Here is a 20,463-nt window from a genome sequence, read left to right as displayed (position 1 = left end):
TGCCCGTCACCCCTATTTTTTCTTACGAAAGGCACTCACGAAGAAACCATCTGAATCAAAATCATCCGGATAGATTGCTAACGTATCCGTGGTGCGATCATCCTTAACGTTTAACTGCGTCTCTACCCGCATTGATTCAAAGTCCGGATGGTCAGCCAAGAATTTAGCTGCGACATCGGCGTTCTCGGTGTCCAGAATCGTGCAGGTACTGTAGACCAAAATACCATTTGGCTTTAATTTTTCACTCACTGCATCCAAGATGTCCAACTGTACCCGTTGTAACTGTTGAATATCCTGTGGCGTCTTTTCATAGCGAATCTCCGGTTTACGCCGGATTAAGCCTAAGCCAGAACAAGGTGCATCCACTAAGATACGATCGAACTGCTTCTTAGGGAAACGATCGTTAATCTTGCGGGCGTCTAAGGCCTCAGCGTCGACGCGATCGGCCACTTGCAACCGTTCCACATTTTTTTCGATCAGATTAACTTTCTTTGGATGCAAGTCTAGTGCCGTCACTTTGCCACCCGAATGGGCATCCAGTAAGGCTGCAATCTGAGTGGTCTTACCCCCAGGCGCCGCACAAGCATCTAAGACTTGATCACCTGGTCGAACCTGCAAAGCTTCCACCGGCAACATTGCACTCTCATCTTGAATGGTCAGCTCACCCGTTTCAAAGACATTGCTTTGGTTGGCTGCCTTGTCGTCCAAACGAAAGGCATTCCCCGCAACCACACTAGGGGTCACCGTATAGCCTTGATCCTCAAGGGATTGTTGGACCGATTCAACCGTCGCCACTGCCGTATTCACCCGCACGGACTGTGCTGCGGGTTGGTTAATGGTCTCTAGAATGCTGACCGCACGTTCTGCCCCAACTTGCTTTTGAATCGCCTTAACCAACCATTCTGGTACGGAGTATTGGAGACTCAACCGTTGGACGGGGTCCTTGATCTGACTAATGTCTGGCAAGCCTTGTCGATCCATCGCGTGGAGTACCCCAGTCACGAAACGCCGAATCCCCTCGTGGCCCCGATCCTTAGCCAGTTGAATCGCTTCATTGAAGATGGCCCGCTTTGGCACGCGGTCTAAGTAAAGTTCTTGGTATAACGCCACTAATAGCGTCATCTTAACCCATGGCAACACCTTCTGGTTAGACTTTACAAACTCAGCCAGATAGTATTCCAAGGTCAATTGATGTTGAATCGTGCCGTACACCAAGTTGGTAACGAACCGCCGATCCACATCACTTAAATTGTGGCTCTCCAAGGTCTGTTCCAATTGTAAATTTGAATATGCCCCATTAGCTACGCGCGTCAATGCTTCAACGGCTAAAGCCCGAGGTGTTGTATTTTTTGTCATTATTTAGCCACCTGTTCACCAATTGTCAGTGCGTCACTCGTGCCGTTCAAGAAGTCTGTAATCGTCAACTTGGGTTTCCCGGCCGGTTGAATTTCATTAAGGCTCAACACCCCATGTTCTCCGGTCGCAATCGCCAAGTGGTGCTTATCATGGCTGACCAAAGCGCCCGGTTGTAAGTCAGTGGTTGCGTCCAAGACGGTAACGTCCCAGAGCTTGGTCCGCACCCCGTTCAAGTAAATATGAGCAATCGGCGCAGGCCGTAACGCCCGAACCTTGCAGTCAATTAAATGGGCACTCAGGTTCAAGTCGATCCGTTCTTCCTCGGACTTGATCGTCGGTGAAAAGGTCACCTGTGACTCGTCTTGCGGGACTGGCGTAATCTCACCCGCCAACAACTTCGGCAAAGTTTCCAGCAGTAAATCACGGCCCACGATGCTTAATTTATCAAACATCGTGCCCACATCGTCTTGGTCCGTGATAGGAATTGCCCGTTGTGCCAACACGGCCCCGGCATCCATCTTCTTTTCCATGAACATAATGGAGACGCCGGTTTCCTTATCGCCATTCATAATGGCATAGTGAACGGGTGCCCCGCCGCGGTACTTAGGCAATAGTGACGCGTGAACGTTGACCGCAGCCACCTTAGCGGCCTTCAATAATTTGGTCGGCAGAAATTGGCCGAAGGCAGCCGTTACAATCAGATCCGGTGCCAGCTCGATGGCCCGTGCCATTTCTTCGCTGCCTGAAATCTTCTGCGGCTGTAGCACCTCGATGTTGTGAGCCACCGCAACCTCTTTTACGGGGGATGCCGTCAACACGTGCTTACGTCCCACCCGTCGATCGGGTTGCGTCACGACAGCTAAAACGTCGTACCCCCGCTCAATTAAACTACTCAAAATGGGCGCCGAAAATTTAGGCGTGCCCATAAAAATTACTGAAGTCATCGTACACCATACTTTCTTGTTTTTAATTTCTCTTATTGATAAATTGACCGTTACATAACTGCAGGCATTACCAGTCGTTTTAGTCAACTATGCTTGAACACTGTGCAAAAGTTCATCTGCCAGACTAAGCCGCTACTCGTACTCATTCATACTATCCCAATCATAGCAGATTGGGCGCCCAATCCCTATCACCTTTGGACATTTAGGCGATTTTTTTATTGATTTCCTAAAGGTTGAAAGGACTATAAACTTTGCCAACGCTTGATCGACAAGGACTGTCGTCTGAAAAGTGGGCTAAACACTCAGCACGTCAGCATTTAGGCAATAGTAGCTGATAACAACCACATAGCCGTAAGTGAGCCAAATTTGAGCTCAGCCGTGGGATTTACCAAGTGGTTCTCTTGGTAAATGGCGACTTTGTGACGTGTTCTTTCGGCTCAAAACGAGGCTAGAGACCGCTTCATGGCTCTAGCCGTCCTGCCCACAGCGTTCCAGCTCAAATTTGGCGAACGGTAAGGCGACAGGAATCATCTATGTTGTTTATTTCTCAATCATTCAAGCGTGCTACCACGGCCCTTACAGAACTTTTAAGTTTCAACCCTTAGTCGAGTTACATAAAGTTCATCGGCTCGGAATCAATCGTCACCGAGAGGCCGTGGCGGGCCGGAATCTGGGCAGCCTGGCGAATCTGCTCCAAGACCGGTCGGAGCTGTGGCTCTTGCTTGTACTTCACCACCACTTGGTAGTAATACTTGCGCTTCACTCGCGCGATAGCTTTAGGCGTAGGACCCAGAATAATTGCCGCCGGGCTTAATCCCTGCTTTAAGGCCGCCACAATCTGATACATGGCTTTAGCGGCAACCGCCTCTTCTTCGTGACTAGCCGTTAACTGAACGGCAAAATAATACGGTGGGTAGTTGCCCTGATGCCGAATATGCATTTCCGTGACAAAGAACCGCTCATAATCTTGATGCTGCGCCAATTGAATCGCGTAGTGATCCGGATTGAACGTTTGAATAAAGACTTCTCCCGGTTTCGTCGCCCGACCCGCACGCCCACTGACCTGCGTCAGTAGCTGGAAGGTCCGCTCACTCGCGCGAAAGTCCGGTAATCCCAGCGCGGTATCGGCATTCAACACGCCGACCAACGTGACGTTCGGAAAATCCAAGCCTTTGGCAATCATCTGTGTCCCTAGCAAGATATCTGCCCGGTGTTGTCCGAACTGCCGCAAAATTCGCTCATGGGCGCCCTTACGCCGGGTTGAATCCACATCCATCCGCAAAATTTTAGCAGTTGGCAGCAATTTTTCCAGTGCCTGCTGGACCTTCTGGGTTCCCGTGCCGTAGTAGCGAATTTTTCGACTATGACAGTTAGGGCAAACGTGAGGAATGGGTTCTTCGTGACCACAATAATGGCACTTCATACTATGGCTATCCATGTGGAGCGTCAGCGAAATATCACAATTAGGACATTTCAGCACGAAGCCACAATCCCGGCACATCACAAAGGAAGAGTATCCGCGACGGTTCAACATCAATACCACCTGTTCATGGCGGTCCAACCGCTCCTTGATGGCGGTCATCAAGGGCTCTGAAAAATCACTGTCACCCTGTTGCTTCAACTGTTCTCGCATGTCCACCACGTGAACCGTGGGCATCGGCTGGGCCTTAGCGCGCTTAGACAAAACTAACCGCGTGTATAAGCCCTTAGCCGCCCGCGCACGAGTCTCTAAAGATGGGGTGGCACTCCCCAAAACTACGGGGCAGTGATGATATTTTCCGCGCCACAGGGCGACATCGCGGGCATGGTAGCGAGGATTCTCATCCTGCTTGTAACTACTCTCATGTTCCTCGTCCATGATAATGATGCCTAAATTTTCAACGGGAGCGAAAACCGCCGAACGTGCTCCAACCACCACCGTGGCTTCCCCACGATCAATGCGGCGCCACTCATCATACTGTTCCCCCTTGGAGAGGCCACTGTGTAGCACCGCCACTCGCTGACCGAACCGTGCCTTAACGCGGTTGACCATCTGTGGTGTCAGCGCAATTTCCGGAACCAGCATGAGGGCTGTACGCCCCTGCTGAAGCGCCTGGGCGATGCTTTGCAGGTAGACTTCCGTCTTGCCACTTCCTGTCACACCTTCCACTAAGAAATTTTGCGCGTGTTGTGCGTCAATTGCCTGGGTAATGGCCGTCACTGCCGTCTGCTGTTCCGCGTTTAATTCTAGCGGCTGACTGGGCTTGACGGGCTGGTGGAAGGGATCACGATAAACTTCTAACGTTGACTTCTTCAGCCAGCCCTTATCGGCAGCCGTTGCGATGACAGCGGGCGTCACCCCCGCTCGTTTCGCCACGACCGTCTGTGCTTGGGCGCTGTCCCCCGTCATTTGCGCCAAGTAGGTCAAGAGGAGCGCTTGCTTGGGCGCCCGCTTGCTAACCGTTGCGGCAATCTCGCGTAGCTTAGCCGGCGTAAGCGCCGGTGTAATGCCCGTTGTCGTCTTGGCTGCCGCCTTATTTTTAACGTCATACACCACTTCAACCTTGCCCGCTCGTTGCAGCTTCAACAAGCCTGCTAACGTCGTGGCATCCAGCTTAGAGGTGTCAAAATCTCGGGGCGCGCCTTCCGGAAAATAAGTCGCCATTTCAGCAGGCGTTAACGTTTCCGTTGGTTGAACCTGACGCTTGGGTTGCGTCTTCAATAGATTGGGCAGCATCGTTTGAATACACGTAATCCGAAACGCATAAGTGGTCGTCGCCAGCCAATCGGCTAACTGCCGCAATTCCGAGTTTAATACGGGCGCGAGATCCAGCACCGTTTCAATTGGTTTGAGCTGACCGTCAAAATTCGTTACGTCGCTTAGCCCTACCACAACACCGGAGACCAACCGGTGGCCGCGACCAAAGGGAACCACGACCCGCATCCCCACTTGTACTTGATGTTCTAACTCAGCAGGAATGGCATAAGAATAAGGATCGTTGGTCTGCATTGTCGGGACATCAACTAAGATTTGGCCAATTTGGGCCATGATAGTCACCTCACTTTGTTTCTAGAATAGTTGCTAATCGTTTAATCAAAGCCGTGGCAATGACTCGTTTGCTAGTCTTAGGCGTCTGGTCACTCGTCCCATCGGCCTGAATGAACGTCACTTGATTGTCATCGCTGTCAAACCCAATCCCCGCCTGAGAAACATCGTTGGCCGCCAACAAATCCAACGACTTACGTTGCAATTTCTGTCGGGCATTAGCGAGTAGATTCTGTGTCTCAGCCGCAAAACCAACGGTGACCTGCTCTGACTTTTTGATTTTAGCCACCTCAGCTAAAATATCCGGGGTCTTCTTCAGCTTCAGAATAAGTTCATCGTTATCCGCCGTCTTCTTGATCTTCTGATCAGCCACCGTGAGCGGTTGAAAGTCCGCCACGGCCGCTGCCATCACCAACGCGTCCGCCTGTGGGAAGCGTGCTAACACGGCATCCGCTAAGTCCGTCGTACTTTGGATTGGAACCACGGTTACCCCTGCTGGCGGCGTCAACCGCGTCGGTGCCGTAATCAAGGTGACATCGGCTCCGGCCGCCTGAGCTGCGGCTGCGACGGCGTACCCCATTTTACCAGAGGAATCATTCGTCAAAAAGCGAACGGGATCGAGTCGTTCGCGGGTGCCTCCAGCGGTCACAATGACGTGTTTACCTTGCAGAATTTGCGGGGCAAACATGCTCAATTGTTGAAGTTGCGTCATGATTTCCGCGGGTTCAGGGAAACGACCAGTTCCCGAGTAGCCTTCGGCAAGGGCCCCCGTAGCCGGCTGAAGCACCACGACACCATCAGCTAATAACTGTTGCCGATTGTGTTGGGTCGCTGCGGCCTGCCACATATGACTATTCATCGCTGGCACCACCACTTTGGGCGCAGCCGTGGCTAACCAAGTGGCACTGGCCACGTCGTCCGCTTGTCCCTGGGCCAACTGGGCCATTAGGTTAGCGGACGCAGGGGCAGCCAGGGCTAAATCCGTCCAGTCTGCCAATTCGACGTGGGCAATTTGACCATCATTGCGCCACCACGTCTCATCCGTTAGTACCGGTTGCTTCGTCAATGCCGCAAAGGTTGCGGGCGTCACAAATTTAGTAGCTGCACGCGTTAAAATCACCCGCACCGCGGCGCCTGCACGCTGTAGCTCACGGGCTAACGTCGCCGCTTTATACGCCGCAACACTCCCGCTCACCGTCAACGTCACATGTTTTCCTTCAAACATAGCTTTCCTCCATCCCGGGGTCATGTCAACTCAACTTGATGTCCCGTTACTGATAAAAAAAGCCAGATTACCCAACGGCAACCTGGTCTTTTTCTGAAATGCCCGTGTTAGGCGTTCAAATCTTTTTCGTCCGGATCGATCATTAAAGCACCGGCTGCAATTTCTTCAAGCGCCCGGCCAATCGTCTTAGGGGACTTGTAATCCGTCAAAAGTGGCTTAGCACCGGCGTCCAATTCATGGGCCCGCTTGCTAGCTAACATAATCAAAGAATACCGTGAATCCACTTGTGCTAATAAATCATCAACTGAGGGATAAAGTAGCATTATTTATTCGTCTCCAATCATTTGTTCGTAATCCGGCATCACCCGAGTTACCCGTAACCGTTCACTGCGAATAATCATTTGAATGCGATCAACCGCCTTAGAAACTTCATCGTTGACCACTGCGTAATCGTAGTTGCGCATCATCTGAATTTCACCAACAGCCTTCTTGATTCGCTTGTTAATGACATCCATGGCGTCAGTGCCGCGACCAATCAAACGGTGCTTCAATTCCATCAAGTCTGGCGGCGTCAAGAAGACGAACACAGCGTCCGGACAATTAGCCCGCACCTGCATTGCACCATTAACTTCAATTTCCAAGAAGACATCTTTGCCTTGATCTAAGGTCTCATTAACATATTTTAACGGGGTGCCATAGTAGTTGTCAACATACTTGGCGTATTCGAGCATCTGGCCCGTCCGAATATTCTCCTCAAATTCTTCCTTGGAGACAAAGTAATAATCGACCCCGTTCACTTCACCTTCACGCGGTTTCCGCGTTGTCATCGAAATGGAATAGGAAAAGTCGGTTTCTCCGGTATCAAACAACGCTTTGCGCACTGTTCCCTTACCAACACCGGATGGACCTGAAAGCACAATGAGCATTCCACGTTTAGCCATCGTTTAAAAATCCCTTCAATAAAAATTTAATTATGACACCGTTACCCGCGGGCACCGTGTCGTTTAAAGTCAAGCATCTTTGACTTCAGCTATATAGGTTACTATATTACCACTATTTAAGAAGAAATACTTCCCTTTAACATCGAAAAGAGCGAAAAATTCCAGCAAATTCACTGAATCGCCCTCCTGAATTAGTCGGTCCCATGATCGTCTTCCATCTGAACTAGTTCTTGGCTCATTCGTTCTGGGTATACAATCCTCAAATTAATTTAGCTCGATCAGAAAAAAGGCTTGCAAAATCAAACACGCGTTCGTATAATATAAATACAAACAAATGTTCGAGGTGATCAGCATGCAAAACTTAATTACGAATGGCACAACTGCCCTGTCTGATCGGGTAGCAACGGCGTACAAAGAACTCTTTAGTGACTTGCCAGTCATTGACGGCCAAGTTGTTTATCCGCAAATGCCCGACTTTCAATTAACTTACTTCATTCAACAGGCGCTTGACCGGCATTACCTAGTTCGTCTGCAATTCAAGAGTGCACCGACTGCTGCTCCCGCAACGGTCGTGGGCACCCTGAAAGAAGACGCCGCTGGTCACCTCATTTTAAAGCAAAGCCACGCGTTAACCACCATCGTCAGTCGCAGACTCTTACGTTCAATTCAACGCGCCCATTAGGCTACTAAAAATACACTAATACTAGACTTATCCGTAGTCACACTACCGATATACCGAACAAAAATGGCACCACTCAGATGATCAATCCGAGCGATGCTATTTTTTTATTAATGGGTAGTGTGGATTTGATGCCAACGCCAACCAGCTACACTGAATCCCAAGATCAGAATACCAATTAGCATGGCTAATAAGCTCCGTTGACCACTAGTTCGTGGCAGGTAGCGATTGCCACTGGCCTGACGCTTAGCTGTCCGAGCTGAGACATTATCGGCTGTCTTGGCGGTACCATCACCATTGTGTGCTGCTGTCGAACTAGAACTGTTCGACCCCACAGCGGCTACAATAGTGTGCTTAGCTTTGGTGGACGAGGTACTATTCGAGTTATTTTTAGGTGCAATCGTGGGGGTACTGCCAGTTTGAGTACTGTCGGAGTCACTAGAATCGCTAGTTTCATTCGAACCGTTATCCGAGCTGGTAGATGTATTCGTGCTTCCTGAGTTATTGGACGATGACCCACTATCTTTCAACGGCACATCAATTTGATTGACTGTTTGAATTGTCGTATCCGTATTTTTAATCGTCACTTTCACTGGTTCCGTATTTTTTTGGTAGCCACTTGGCGAATCAGTTTCTTCAAAATAATAGGTTCCCGGCGACAACTGACTAACCGTCACCTGTCCTTGAGCATTCGTAACTAAACCACTTTTGACGACCGACGTATCATCTGGCGTGTCTGCTGTTCCCCTAACCAAACGGTACGTCGCTCCCTTAACAAAACTACCGGTAGGATTCTTCTTGATCAGCGTAGCACCATTGGGACTATCACTCTGCTTTAGCATATGAACCGTTGTCCCATCAGTATCCGAAACTGTAAACTCCGTAGGCGTCACCGCAGTACCAGCCGTCGCCCCTTTATTGTCCATCAAGTAACCATCCGGAGCCGCCGTTTCAATTAACCGGTACGTCCCTGTCTCAAGACTAGGATCCTTCAGAACACCCTTGGCATTCGTAACCAATCCCGTTTGGTAGTTCTTCCAGGAACCGTCTGCGGCCTGTCTTTGTAAATCGTAAGTAGCGCCACTTAAATATTTTGTTGAATCTCCCAATGCCGTCTTGGTAAGTTCAAAAGAGCCTAAATACCAACCATTAATCACGGCAGAGGCACCCCAACTATAATTTTTTACGACACTTCCACTACCCGGAATACCATCTGCTGTACCAGAAGTCGACGTTGAATCTCCCCCGCCAGACGTACTGCTCAAACTCACCTGATTACTAAAGTTACCCCATTTATAATCATTAAAATATTGTGGATCAATTCTGGTGTTATAAATAATATCAATCTTGCGGGTAACATTTTTGAGATTAATCGTCACTGTAGACCCATTAGCATTAAGTGTAAATGCTCGGTCAACGTCATTTTCTTTTGCGGTTAAGTTTAGCGGATCGGTTGAATCGTCAGGATTGTTGTAAAAGGTCATATGTGGTCCAATTTGATCTGTTAGTGTCACATCCCCTAAATTTTTATTATCAGGATCGACCACAATCTGCCAAATAATGTATTCTGGATTATTATTGGCATCCAGATTATACTTCATCGGCCAACCATTCTTGCTAATTAGTGTAGAGTTTGAACCGCCACCGGTTCCAGAGCTATCCGCCTTAGTTCCGTGAACATGAATATTAATAACGCCTTTACGACCAGTGTTAGTATTTGCCAAATTATCGTTGAAGGTAATAATCATTTGCTTGTCATTCTTCGGGTTAAGAGACATGGTCCCCACTGATTTATCACTACCGGAAAGCTCAACGTCAATGGGACTAGTCAGAAAGTTATCATAGCTTGCTGTGGCGGGAAGCTGCACGGCAACCGTGTCCCCACTTTTCACAGGTTGTTGGTCCTTAATTCCCCAGTTATAAGTCAACACATAGCCTTGACTACTCAGCAGTTCCGAATCATTTGGGATTGGCTCAGCAACCCCATCTTCCATAATGGTGCTGGGTGTCGTCACACTCCCCGTCACATCACCCGTTAAATCAGCCGCACTGGCCTTCAGCTGACTGCCACCTAACAAAACCAGGATTCCTATCAGTAGGCTAAACCCCAATAACCAAAACTTTTTCCACATGACGTACACCTCTACACCATTTTTGTTTGTCAGGCCAATTATATATCAAGTTTTAGTTTAATTTAAGGGCAAATTTATAATGGTATTAAACTAAGTTATCCCTAATATTAAAAGACGTTATCAATCACTTGATAACGCCTTAATTATACATTTATTCAATTGTGATTTAACTGTGGGCTGACTTAACTTCATCAGCTAATTTTAGCAATTCATGCGCGTGTTCTAGGGCTAACTTCGTCACCTGGGTTCCCGCTGACATGCGTGCTAATTCATCCACTCGGCTGCTTTCGTCCAACCGGGTTAACGAGGTCTCCGTCCGGTCCGCCACTACTTGTTTAGCAATAAAGTAGTGGTGATCGGCCATCGCGGCCACCTGCGGCAAATGCGTAATGCACAGCACCTGTGAAGCCTGAGCAATACCGCTGATCTTTTCGGCAATGGCCTGGGCAACGCGCCCGCTGACCCCGGTATCAACCTCATCGAAAATAATCGACGTAATGCCTTGCGACTCAGAGAAGATCGTCTTTAAAGCCAACATGATTCGCGATAGTTCCCCGCCGGAGGCAATCTTCGCCAGGGGCCGCATGGCTTCACCGGGATTAGTCCGCAAGTAAAATTCCACGTGATCTAGGCCCGTACTCATCAACGACTGTGCTTTAGCTCGCGTAAAGTGTACCGCAAAGACAGTCTTATCCATGTACAGATCCGCTAACTCACCATGAATGGCTTTCTCCAGATGTTTAGCCGCTTCCTGCCGCGCCTTACTTAACTTTTCCGCCAACTGTAATAGCTCAGATTCTTGTCCTGCGACGCGTTCCTCCAAATCATCGGCCGTCTCATCCGTTGCCTGCATTTGTTTCAATTCCGCCGCAATCTTGTCATAGTAGCTGAGCACTTGTTCTTCGGAATCGCCGTATTTGCGTTTGAGTTGGTTGATGACGTCCAAACGACGTTCGATTTCGTCTAGTCGGCCCTCATCCCACTCCAACAGATCGAGCTGCGAGGAAACATCCCCGACGGCATCGCTCAGAGCATAGTAGGCCGTCTCCAGACTAGCGGCAATCTGCTTAAATGCTGGGTCGAAATCAGCAATCGCCTGCATCGCCTGCATGGCACTGCCAATCTGATCATTGGCACCCGCGCTAGTCTCTTCACCGGTCAGAATCACCTGCGTCTGTTGCAAAGCATCATTGATCTTCTGAAAGTTATCTAGTCGATCCCGCTCGGCCACTAATTCTCGTTCTTCACCGGCCTTAAGCTGGGCCGTATCAATCTCGTTCACCTGGAACTTCAGCATATCCAAATGCTGGGCCCATTCCTTTTCATTAGCGCGTCTGCTCTCTAGAGTAGCTTTAAGTTGCGTATATGCCGCATACTTCTTCGTATATTTCTCACGCAACTTGGCTACCTTGGTCCCAGCAAATTCATCAAGCATCCCGAGGTGTTTTTCCGGTTGCATCAGCTCTTGGTGCTCATTTTGACCGTGGATATCCACGGCAGTCTCGCCAATTCGTTTAAGCGTATTCGTATTAACCAACATGCCGTTGACCCGGCAGGTGTTGCGGCCATTGGCGTGAATTTCCCGCTGAAGAATAACACTCCCATCGTCGTGATCAATGCCGAGGTCATCCAACACCCGGTAAGTGGTGCCTCCAGCCGGAAAGACAAAGCTTCCCTGAATAATCGCCTTATCAGTCCCAGTGCGAACAAAGCTGGCTGAGCCACGACCGCCCGCCAGTAATCCCACAGCATCAATAATGATCGATTTACCGGCACCAGTTTCCCCGGTCAACACCGTCATGCCATTCTTAAACGCCACATCTAACTGATCAATAATGGCAAAATTTTTAATCGACAGCTCCTGTAACACGTTCTGGCCTCCCCAAACGTCGCATCGTTTTATTCGTTATCGTTATTTTTATACGTTACGCATGAATACTTAGATTCATCCATTATCCTGTCCTTAGTTTAACGAGAAACCCTCCCGCTTGTCCAGCCTAGACTAAAACGACCACAGCCGCTTCGTCAGCACCGTGCTGGTCAGTCAGTCGTGGTCATTATCTAATCGGCAATCATCCGGTTAATTGCCTCTTCCAATTGCAACGCGCCTTTGTGGGAAACACAGACCGTTAACACGGAACTATCGTCACCCACCGTGCCAAACACAAATTCATAACGCATCTGATCCAGCAGTGATGCGATCACTGGGCCATTTCCGGGTAAGACCTTCAAAATAGTAAATTCCCCTTGAATCGCAAAGGAAACGTAGGCATTCTGTAAGGTTCGTTGCAACTTCTTTTGGGTGTCAATCTTCTTTTGAACTGGCAAGCTGTAACGATACCCGCCCGAATCGGCCGGCAATTTCACCAGTTGCATTTCTTTAATATCACGCGAAATGGTCGCCTGAGTGACGTGAATCCCATCTGCTTCTAGTAAATGGACAAAATCCTCCTGACGTTCAATCTCCCGCGACGTTAACAAACGTTTAAGCAACTGCTGACGTTCTTGCTTCTTCATACTTGGCCCCCTCTTTCTCTGATAAAAATGCATAATCTTATCATATACCAGACCTAAGTATTTGGAAAGCAAATTCTCATAATTTTCTCATAATCTAGTGATTTAGGCCTTCATAAGCCGCATCTATCGTTTGATCGACGGAAACTGAACTTGCACAAACTGCATTTTTATCAACCGAACGTAAATGGACCAGGAATTCAATATTACCTTCGCCACCCTTAATTGGGGAGAAGTCTAACCCTAAAACGCTAAAACCCGTTGCCACAGCAAAGTCAATGATGCTCTGAACGACGGCCGTATGGACAGACCGCTCACGGACGATGCCATGGGCACCAACATCTTCCCTGTCGGCTTCAAATTGGGGCTTAATCAATGCAACCACGTCGCCACCGACCGCCAAAATATTCTTTAGCGGTGGCAGAATCATCTTCAATGAAATAAACGACACGTCGATAGAACTAAAGGTTGGTTGACCGTTGGTAAAATCAGCTAACTTACTGTACCGAAAGTTCGTATGTTCCATCACGACGACCCGCGGGTCCTGCCGTAATTTCCACACCAGCTGATTACTCCCAACATCTAGCGCATAGCTGAGTTTGGCTCCGTTTTGAAGCATCACATCCGTGAAGCCACCGGTCGATGAGCCAATATCTAAGACGATGCGATCGGTCACATCAATCTGAAAAACTTTGAGCGCTTTTTCCAGCTTGAAGCCACCACGAGAAACGTACGGTAACGGGTGACCTTTCAAATGAAGTTCCGTGTCAATTGGGATCAACGACCCCGGTTTATCGAGCCGCTCTTCATTAGTCCCTAAAATTTCACCCGCCATCACAGCGCGTTTGGCCTCATCTAACGAGGTGAATAGTCCCTGTTCAACTAATAAATCTGCAACGCGTTTTCGTTTCATGGTTTCACCCGTTTCGTATCAAAATAGCTAAAGAACGCCGCCAATAAGTCACGACCATCACTGGCTGGTAGTTCAGCCAACGCTTGCTTCCCCGTCTGGATCGTCGCAATCAGTGCTTGATTGGCGCCCTGCAAACCTAATTTACCAGGATACGTATTTTTAGCTTCACCCGCATCCTTTTGGGTTGCCTTACCCAGTTCAGCGGCTGTACCAACAACGTCTAAGATATCATCGTAGATCTGAAAGGCCAGTCCGAAGGCGTCGGCAAACCGGAGATACGGTTGCCATTGCGCTTGTGGTGCCGCCCCCATAATTAGCCCGGCCTGAACCGCATAGTGCAGTAACGCCCCCGTCTTCTCTCGATGGAGCACCCGTAACCGATCCAGAGGAAGGTCAACGTGCTCTGACTGGATATCCTTAGCTTGCCCGGCAACCATGCCGCTGGGACCAGCTGCCTGAGCTAACGCTTGGACCAATTGCACTTGGGTCGTCGCAGATAAATTAGTCGCCGTCAACCACTGAAAAGCTAATGTCAGTAAGCCATCGCCCGCTAGCGTCGCCATGCCCGCACCAAATTTAACATGATTGGTCGGTTCACCGCGCCGCAACTCATCGTTGTCCATAGCCGGCAAATCATCGTGAATAAGGGAATAGGTGTGGAGGAGTTCTAACGCCATGACGGGGCGCCAATAGCGCTCCTCGTCAAAAGTCACGCCTAACGCTTGCAAGGTCGCTACGGTCAATAATGGCCGCAACCGCTTGCCACCAGCCATAACCGAATAAGTCATCGCGTCGGCCAAACGTTGATCCCCGGTATCCTGGACAATTGCGGCTTGTAACGGCCGGTTTAGTCGTGGTACCCAAGTTGTTTCAAACTGTGTAAGCCGCGTTTCAATCGGCATCACCCGTGCCTCCTTGTGGCGTCTCGAAGGCTTGTTTCTGATCATGATCATCCATCATCGTGGCTAAAGTCTTTTCAGCACCCTGTAATGTTCCTTGTAACTCTTTACTCAATGCAACGCCCTTCTGAAATTGGGCGAGTGCTTGTTCCAACGGAATATCGCCTTGCTCTAATTGGGCAACGATATTCTCTAAAGTCGTTAAATTTTCTTCAAAGGTTGGTTTTTGTTCTTCACTCATGCTGATCCTCCGTTGCTGGTTGAATGTTAGTAATCTCTGCGTGGGCCGTACCATCGCTCAAATGGATGGTTGCGGCACCCGTCTTCAAGTCGGCCGTTTGCCGAATAACGTGTTCATCCTGGGTGACATAGCTATAACCGCGTCCCATAATTTTCAAGGGACTTAGATAATCCAACCCGCTGATGAGCTTGCCGACCCGTTCCTGTCGATCTGCCAAATAACGTTTAGCTTCTGTCTTCAACCGCTCACTCAGTTGCGTAACGGTTAGTTGATCCCGCTGAACTCGGGCCAAGGGATTCTGGTTTCGTAGCCCCTGCTGTGCCAACTGATACCGTTGCTGGCTTTGCCGCAACCGCTGCTGCATGTTGCGCAATAGCCCCTGTTGCGCGCGATCCAGTCGCTGCACGTAAGTCTCGTACAAGCGCTGGGGTTGGCGAAAGACATAGGCCGCCATCAACTTATTTAATCGTTCCTGCTGGAAATTAATGCGGTTCGTCATCGCATTAAATAGTCGAGTCCGCTGTTGCTGCAGTTTTAAGACTTCATCGGTCAAGACCGGCACGGCCAGTTCAGCCGCTGCCGTTGGCGTCGCAGCCCGAACATCCGCAACGAGATCCGCAATCGTCGTATCCGTTTCATGCCCGACGGAAGAAATGACTGGGATGCGACTCGCCGCAATTGCCCGGGCGACACTTTCTTCATTGAAGGGCCAGAGGTCTTCAATCGAACCCCCACCACGACCAATGATCAAGGTGTCATAGGTGCCGGCCTGATTTACTCGTTCCAGTTGCCGCACCAAATCCGGCGCAGCGCCATCCCCCTGCACGACTGCCGGGTATAACACAATCTGTGCAATTGGGTAACGCCGCCGCGTGGTCGTGATGATATCGCGAATCACGGCACCACTAGGACTTGTAATCACGGCGATGCGCTTAGGAAAGCGTGGCAATGGTCGTTTAGGTGCCGAAAACAAGCCTTCCTCAGCCAGCTTCTTCTTTAATTGTTCATAAGCCTGATACAGCTGACCAATGCCATCCGGCTCCATCCGTTCAACGTAAATCTGGTACTGCCCGGTCGGCTCATACAGTGAGATCCGCCCGGTGACCAACACCTTCATCCCGGTCTCTGGGGTGAACTTCAGCTTCTCGAAGGCCGAGCGAAACATGATCGCACTAATCTTTGCGTGATCATCCTTCAGACTGAAGTACTGGTGGGCGTGTGGCCGGAGGCGAAAGTTGGAAATTTCACCCGTTAAATACACCTTACCCAAGTACGGGTCCACGTCAAATTTGCGTTTTAAATACTGGGTCAGCGCCGTAACGGTTAAGTAATCAGTTGCTGCCAAGTTGCTCACTCCACTCACATAGATCTACTGTCTGTTGCATTAACGTGGCAATCGTCATGGGCCCAACGCCACCAGGAACCGGCGTAATCGCACCTGCCCGATCCACGGCAGCGTCAAAGTCAACGTCGCCAGTTAATTTGCCATTCTCATCGCGGTCCATCCCCACATCAATCACGATGGCACCGCGCTTAATATCGTTTCCTTTAATCAGATGCGTCACACCCGTTGCCACGACCAGCACGTCAGCGGTCCGGGTCAGATCACTCAGATGTTTCGTGTGTACGTGGGCGATGGTAACCGTCATGTCGGCGTTCAGCAGCATGGCTGCCATTGGCCGACCCACAATCATACTTCGGCCTACAACCACGGCCTGCTTTCCACGTAAATGTTCATTCAGCGTGCCCAGCATCGTCATGATCCCGCGTGGGGTACATGACACAGGATAATGGCCCGGTAGATTAGCCAAGAGACGCCCCACATTTAGTGGATGGAACCCGTCGACGTCTTTGGCAGGATCAATCGCTGCGACTATCGCTTGTTCATCTAAACCTACTGGTAGTGGTGACTGTACGAGAATCCCGTGAATACTGTCATCATGATTATACGTCTGCACGATTTCAAGGAGTTCTGCCTGACTGATTGTCGCTGGCAACTCACGAACCACGGACTTAATGCCTAACTTGACCGCCTTGCGATGCTTATTACGGACATAAATAGCACTGGCCGGGTCATCACCTACAATGATCACCGCGAGGCCGGGAACGATCCCTTGCTGGGCCAACGTGGCGACCCGTTGCTGTGTCTGCGTGTTGAGGTCTTTTGCGATTTGTTTACCGTCAATGATAATTGCCATTGAGACTTGTCCTCCCCTTAAAATCCAAGTTACTTTCCATTCTAGCATACCTCTTCTGAAAACGGGCAAGGTATCCGTTCTCACAACCAAAATGATTATCGGGTTCGTTATAAACTGTATGAAGGTACCGGCCAAATTCCCCTATCCAGCACTTGACGCTGGACGTTTGAGACAGCATGGATAAAACTGCCGCCTTACCGTTCGTCAAGCTTTGAGCTGGAGCGCTGCGGGCAGGACGGCTTGAGCCACAGAACGGTCTCGAACCTCGCTTTGAGCCGGAAATCACGTCTCAAAGACGCCATTTCCCAAGAAAACCACTTGGAAAATCCCACGGCTGAGCTCAAATTTGACTCACTCACGGCTACATTTGAAGTAATCAATTACTGTCGTGTTAAATGAACCCTGTTGTCCCAGATGGCTAAGCTAACTGGTCATTCAACGACTAGCTTAACCGGAGGAGGTCAGAGGTGGAGCCAGCTGTGTCGACGGTGTTAGCCGATTTTCGGCTTACAGCGTGGGACGCGTTGGGAGACCGGTGGACTTCCGGGCTTCCAACCGAGCCGGAGGACCGCTTCTCAGGCCGCAGGCGTTCCCCACAGCAGGCGGAACCTCTGACAGCCGCAGGTGACTGATTTAATCTATCTTTCAGTTGATTATCCAGATCACTTAAGTTTAGCCACTAAATTTTTGCTTCTTCAATTCGGCTAGTTGTAAACAAAAGACCGGCCTCCCCAAGGAAGTCGGTCTCTAAAAATTAAGCTTGTGAATCTGCGGAGTCGCCGTCCAAAGTATGGGCCAGCACACCGTTAATAAACCGCCGAGAACGGTCGTCACTGAAGTTCTTGGCCAATTCCAAGGCTTCGTTGACAGCTACCCGGTTAGGCACTTCTTCCACGTGCTCGATTTCAAAGAAAGCGATGCGCATAATCACCAAATCGGTTTTAGCGATACGCTTCAATTGCCAGCCGGTACTCAAGTACTGGTCGATCTGAGCATCCAATTCGGCTTGGTTAGTCAAGACGCCTTGGACTAAGGTCGTCAGATAAGCAGGCACGGGAACGGTTTGGTTCGGGTCATCGGTCAGGACACGTTGATATAACGCATCTTGATCGGCTTCAGGATTGGCATTCAATGCAAACAGCATTTGAAATGCGCGTTCCCGAATCTGATGTCGTGTAAGTGTCACTATTGGTCACTGTCTCCTTCATCGGTCTGGTTAAACAGGTGATCTGGATCAACCTGTTGCGCCGTCTTTTCGGGAATGACGCCTTCCACGTGAACGTTGACTTCACGTAAATCGAGGTCGGTCATGAACAACAATTGTTGTTTCACGCTATCCTGAATGGCTAAGGCAACCTTAGGAACCGCTACCCCATAATTCAAGTAAACGTAAACATCAACTGCTAATTCATCGCCATCGAACACGAGCTTAACACCCTTGCCGTGTTGTTCCTTGCGACCCAAAAGCTCCGTGACGCTGTTTGCCAGTGAGCCACGCATCCGCGCAACACCTTCCGTCTGACTAGCCGCAATGCCGACGATAATTTCGAGGACTTGTGGTGCGACTTCGATCTTGCCCAGCGCGGGTTCCTTTGATTCTAAAATGATATTAGTATCTTCTGCCATTCGTTGACCCTCCCTTACTGTTTAAACGTTTAAAACTTAGGCACGAGAAATGTAAGTACCGTCAGTCGTGTTGATAGAGAGCTTGTCACCTTCGTTAACGAAGAAAGGTACTTGAACGACTAAACCAGTGTTCATGGTAGCTGGCTTGGAACCACCAGAAGCCGTGTTCCCCTTGATACCGGGTTCAGTAGCCGTCACTTCCAAAACAACCGTGTTAGGCACTTCAATCCCCAACACTTCGTTGCCAAATTGAATCAAGTCAACGTTCATGTTTTCTTGCAAGTAAGCTAATTGATCCTTGATTTGTTCATCAGGAACTTCAATTTGTTCGAAGTTGTCCGTATCCATGAAGACCCGGTTATCACCATCTTCGTACAAGTATTGCATTGAACGCGTTTGGATGTCTGCCCGTTCCATCTTAGCACCGGCACGGAAAGTCTTTTCCTGCACAGCACCAGTCCGTAAGTTCTTCAGCTTTGAGCGCACGAATGCGCCACCCTTACCTGGCTTAACGTGTTGGAATTCAATAATCCGCCAGATAGCGTGATCGACTTCAATAGTTAAACCATTTTTAAAATCAGCAGTAGAAATTGCCATAATGTGTTCAGCCTCCTAAAATATGTCCTCTTTATAATATCAATTCTTACCCCTAAAAAGCAAGATAGGCGTGCGACTTACAGAATAATTAAATTCCGTGGTGCCGTCGTCAGCACCTCGTGGCCGGTGGCAGTGATCAACAGATCGTCTTCAATCCGTAAACCGCCCAGACCCGCGAAGTAAACCCCGGGTTCGACCGTGATCACTTCATTGGCCGCCATCACATCCGGCCAGCCATGACCAATGTTGGGACCCTCGTGAATGTCTAGGCCAATGCCGTGGCCCGTTCCGTGAATGAACGCGTCACCCAAACCCTGCTCCGCGAGATAATCACGACCAATTTGGTCAAGCTCGCCGCCAGTCACGCCGGGCTTAACGGCCGCAATAATCTTGGCCTGTGCTGTTTGGACTGCCTGATAGGCTGCTTTCAAACGCTCACCGGGGTCACCTAAAGCGACGGTCCGGGTCACATCAGACGTATACCCATCCACGTAAAAGCCACAGTCAATGGTGACCATGTCGTGATCCGCCAATAGCTTATCACTGGCCGACCCATGCGGCCAAGCGGAACGCTTACCACTCGCCACAATTGTCGCGAAGCTAGTTCCCGTTGCACCGTGGTCTGCCATCCAGTGCTCCAGCCATTGGGCAGCTTGACGTTCCGTCATGCCAATTTGCAAGTGGTCAAACAACGCCGTCATCCCTTGACTCGTCAGAGCAGTTGCTCGTCGAATCGCAGCGATTTCCGTTGGTTCTTTGATTTGGCGCAAGTTACCCACGACACCGTTAAGTGGCACGATATCGGTCCATAGATGCTCGTCTAACCACTGGTAATCACTTAAAGGCATACTATCTTCAATTCCCAACACCGTTGCACCAACGGCCTGTAAATGGTCATTAGCCGCTTGTAAATAATTACGCGTAATGGCTAACGGCATGTCCGGAATTGTTTGCTTCAATTCCGTCAAATACCGCGCATCCGTAATAAAGATCGCGTCGCTGGCTGTCACGAGTAAATACCCGTCGCCACCTTCAACGCTCGCGCCCGCTAAGTATTGTTGACTGCTGGCATCTGCCACCAAGAAACTGTCAATGCTCAACCGATCAAATTGTGCCCGTAAACGGTCAATTCTAGTCGTCATAAACCCAGCCTCCTTATCCTGTTTAGAGATG

Annotated in this window: 19 protein-coding genes; 1 reads left to right on the top strand and 18 read right to left on the bottom strand. The window is 49.6% G+C overall.

Features of this window, described 5'->3' with window-relative positions; translation table 11 throughout:
* Positions 1-12 precede the first annotated feature (12 nt).
* From rsmB to gmk, 6 genes are all read right to left on the bottom strand, one after another.
* Positions 13-1,356 carry a 16S rRNA (cytosine(967)-C(5))-methyltransferase RsmB gene (gene rsmB / locus HF569_RS02375; protein ID WP_168901175.1) on the bottom strand — a complete coding sequence of 448 codons (1,344 nt, stop codon included), beginning with the start codon at positions 1,354-1,356 and terminating at the stop codon, positions 13-15.
* Positions 1,356-2,300 (bottom strand): methionyl-tRNA formyltransferase, encoded by a 945-nt coding sequence (fmt, locus tag HF569_RS02370; protein ID WP_168901174.1) that lies wholly within the window; start codon positions 2,298-2,300, stop codon positions 1,356-1,358. The genes rsmB and fmt overlap by 1 nt, the downstream gene beginning before the upstream one ends.
* 610 nt (positions 2,301-2,910) lie before the next feature.
* Positions 2,911-5,328, bottom strand: a complete 2,418-nt coding sequence (priA, locus tag HF569_RS02365; protein ID WP_168901173.1) for a primosomal protein N' — start codon at positions 5,326-5,328, stop codon at positions 2,911-2,913.
* Positions 5,329-5,338: 10 nt separating this feature from the next.
* A complete protein-coding gene (gene coaBC / locus HF569_RS02360) occupies positions 5,339-6,550 on the bottom strand; it encodes a bifunctional phosphopantothenoylcysteine decarboxylase/phosphopantothenate--cysteine ligase CoaBC (protein ID WP_168901172.1) in 1,212 nt (403 codons plus the stop codon).
* 107 nt (positions 6,551-6,657) lie between these two features.
* Positions 6,658-6,873 carry a DNA-directed RNA polymerase subunit omega gene (gene rpoZ / locus HF569_RS02355; protein ID WP_020089007.1) on the bottom strand — a complete coding sequence of 72 codons (216 nt, stop codon included), beginning with the start codon at positions 6,871-6,873 and terminating at the stop codon, positions 6,658-6,660.
* 3 nt (positions 6,874-6,876) lie between these two features.
* A complete protein-coding gene (gene gmk, locus HF569_RS02350) occupies positions 6,877-7,491 on the bottom strand; it encodes a guanylate kinase (RefSeq protein WP_168849728.1) in 615 nt (204 codons plus the stop codon).
* 352 nt (positions 7,492-7,843) lie between these two features.
* On the opposite strand from gmk, the gene HF569_RS02345 reads away from it, so the two are divergent.
* Positions 7,844-8,173 carry a hypothetical protein gene (locus HF569_RS02345; protein ID WP_168849727.1) on the top strand — a complete coding sequence of 110 codons (330 nt, stop codon included), beginning with the start codon at positions 7,844-7,846 and terminating at the stop codon, positions 8,171-8,173.
* 107 nt (positions 8,174-8,280) lie between these two features.
* On the opposite strand, the gene HF569_RS02340 is transcribed toward HF569_RS02345, so the two are convergent.
* From HF569_RS02340 to HF569_RS02285, 12 genes are all read right to left on the bottom strand, one after another.
* Positions 8,281-10,302, bottom strand: a complete 2,022-nt coding sequence (locus HF569_RS02340) for a SpaA isopeptide-forming pilin-related protein (RefSeq protein ID WP_168901171.1) — start codon at positions 10,300-10,302, stop codon at positions 8,281-8,283.
* Between the two features lie 166 nt (positions 10,303-10,468).
* Positions 10,469-12,172, bottom strand: coding sequence for a DNA repair protein RecN (recN, locus tag HF569_RS02335; RefSeq protein WP_168901170.1), 1,704 nt, complete (start codon positions 12,170-12,172; stop codon positions 10,469-10,471).
* 191 nt (positions 12,173-12,363) lie between these two features.
* Complete coding sequence (locus HF569_RS02330; RefSeq protein ID WP_168849724.1) at positions 12,364-12,819, bottom strand: arginine repressor; 456 nt, start codon at positions 12,817-12,819, stop codon at positions 12,364-12,366.
* A 94-nt stretch (positions 12,820-12,913) separates the two neighbouring features.
* The gene (locus tag HF569_RS02325) at positions 12,914-13,729 is read right to left on the bottom strand and encodes a TlyA family RNA methyltransferase (RefSeq protein WP_168901169.1); all 816 of its coding nucleotides are present in this window, start codon (positions 13,727-13,729) and stop codon (positions 12,914-12,916) included.
* Positions 13,726-14,631, bottom strand: a complete 906-nt coding sequence (locus tag HF569_RS02320; RefSeq protein ID WP_168901168.1) for a polyprenyl synthetase family protein — start codon at positions 14,629-14,631, stop codon at positions 13,726-13,728. The genes HF569_RS02325 and HF569_RS02320 overlap by 4 nt, the downstream gene beginning before the upstream one ends.
* A complete protein-coding gene (locus HF569_RS02315) occupies positions 14,621-14,869 on the bottom strand; it encodes an exodeoxyribonuclease VII small subunit (RefSeq protein WP_168901167.1) in 249 nt (82 codons plus the stop codon). Before HF569_RS02315 ends, HF569_RS02320 begins: the two co-directional genes overlap by 11 nt.
* Entirely contained in the window at positions 14,862-16,214 is a 1,353-nt protein-coding gene (gene xseA, locus HF569_RS02310; protein WP_168901166.1) for an exodeoxyribonuclease VII large subunit, read from the bottom strand. Before xseA ends, HF569_RS02315 begins: the two co-directional genes overlap by 8 nt.
* Positions 16,201-17,067 (bottom strand): bifunctional 5,10-methylenetetrahydrofolate dehydrogenase/5,10-methenyltetrahydrofolate cyclohydrolase, encoded by an 867-nt coding sequence (locus HF569_RS02305; RefSeq protein ID WP_168849719.1) that lies wholly within the window; start codon positions 17,065-17,067, stop codon positions 16,201-16,203. The genes xseA and HF569_RS02305 overlap by 14 nt, the downstream gene beginning before the upstream one ends.
* A 754-nt stretch (positions 17,068-17,821) precedes the next feature.
* Positions 17,822-18,253: a transcription antitermination factor NusB gene (gene nusB / locus HF569_RS02300; protein ID WP_168850530.1), complete on the bottom strand. Its 432-nt coding sequence runs from the start codon at positions 18,251-18,253 to the stop codon at positions 17,822-17,824.
* Positions 18,253-18,693, bottom strand: coding sequence for an Asp23/Gls24 family envelope stress response protein (locus HF569_RS02295; RefSeq protein ID WP_168901165.1), 441 nt, complete (start codon positions 18,691-18,693; stop codon positions 18,253-18,255). The genes nusB and HF569_RS02295 overlap by 1 nt, the downstream gene beginning before the upstream one ends.
* 36 nt (positions 18,694-18,729) lie before the next feature.
* Complete coding sequence (gene efp, locus HF569_RS02290) at positions 18,730-19,290, bottom strand: elongation factor P (protein WP_168850528.1); 561 nt, start codon at positions 19,288-19,290, stop codon at positions 18,730-18,732.
* 77 nt (positions 19,291-19,367) lie between these two features.
* Positions 19,368-20,432, bottom strand: coding sequence for a M24 family metallopeptidase (locus HF569_RS02285; RefSeq protein ID WP_168901164.1), 1,065 nt, complete (start codon positions 20,430-20,432; stop codon positions 19,368-19,370).
* Between the last annotated feature and the right edge of the window lie 31 nt (positions 20,433-20,463).

Origin of the sequence: Levilactobacillus tujiorum, from assembly GCF_012641185.1 — a bacterium.
Lineage (GTDB): Bacteria > Bacillota > Bacilli > Lactobacillales > Lactobacillaceae > Levilactobacillus > Levilactobacillus tujiorum.
The sequence above is the reverse complement of the archived record's forward strand: the minus strand, read 5'-3'. Positions and strand labels throughout refer to the sequence as shown.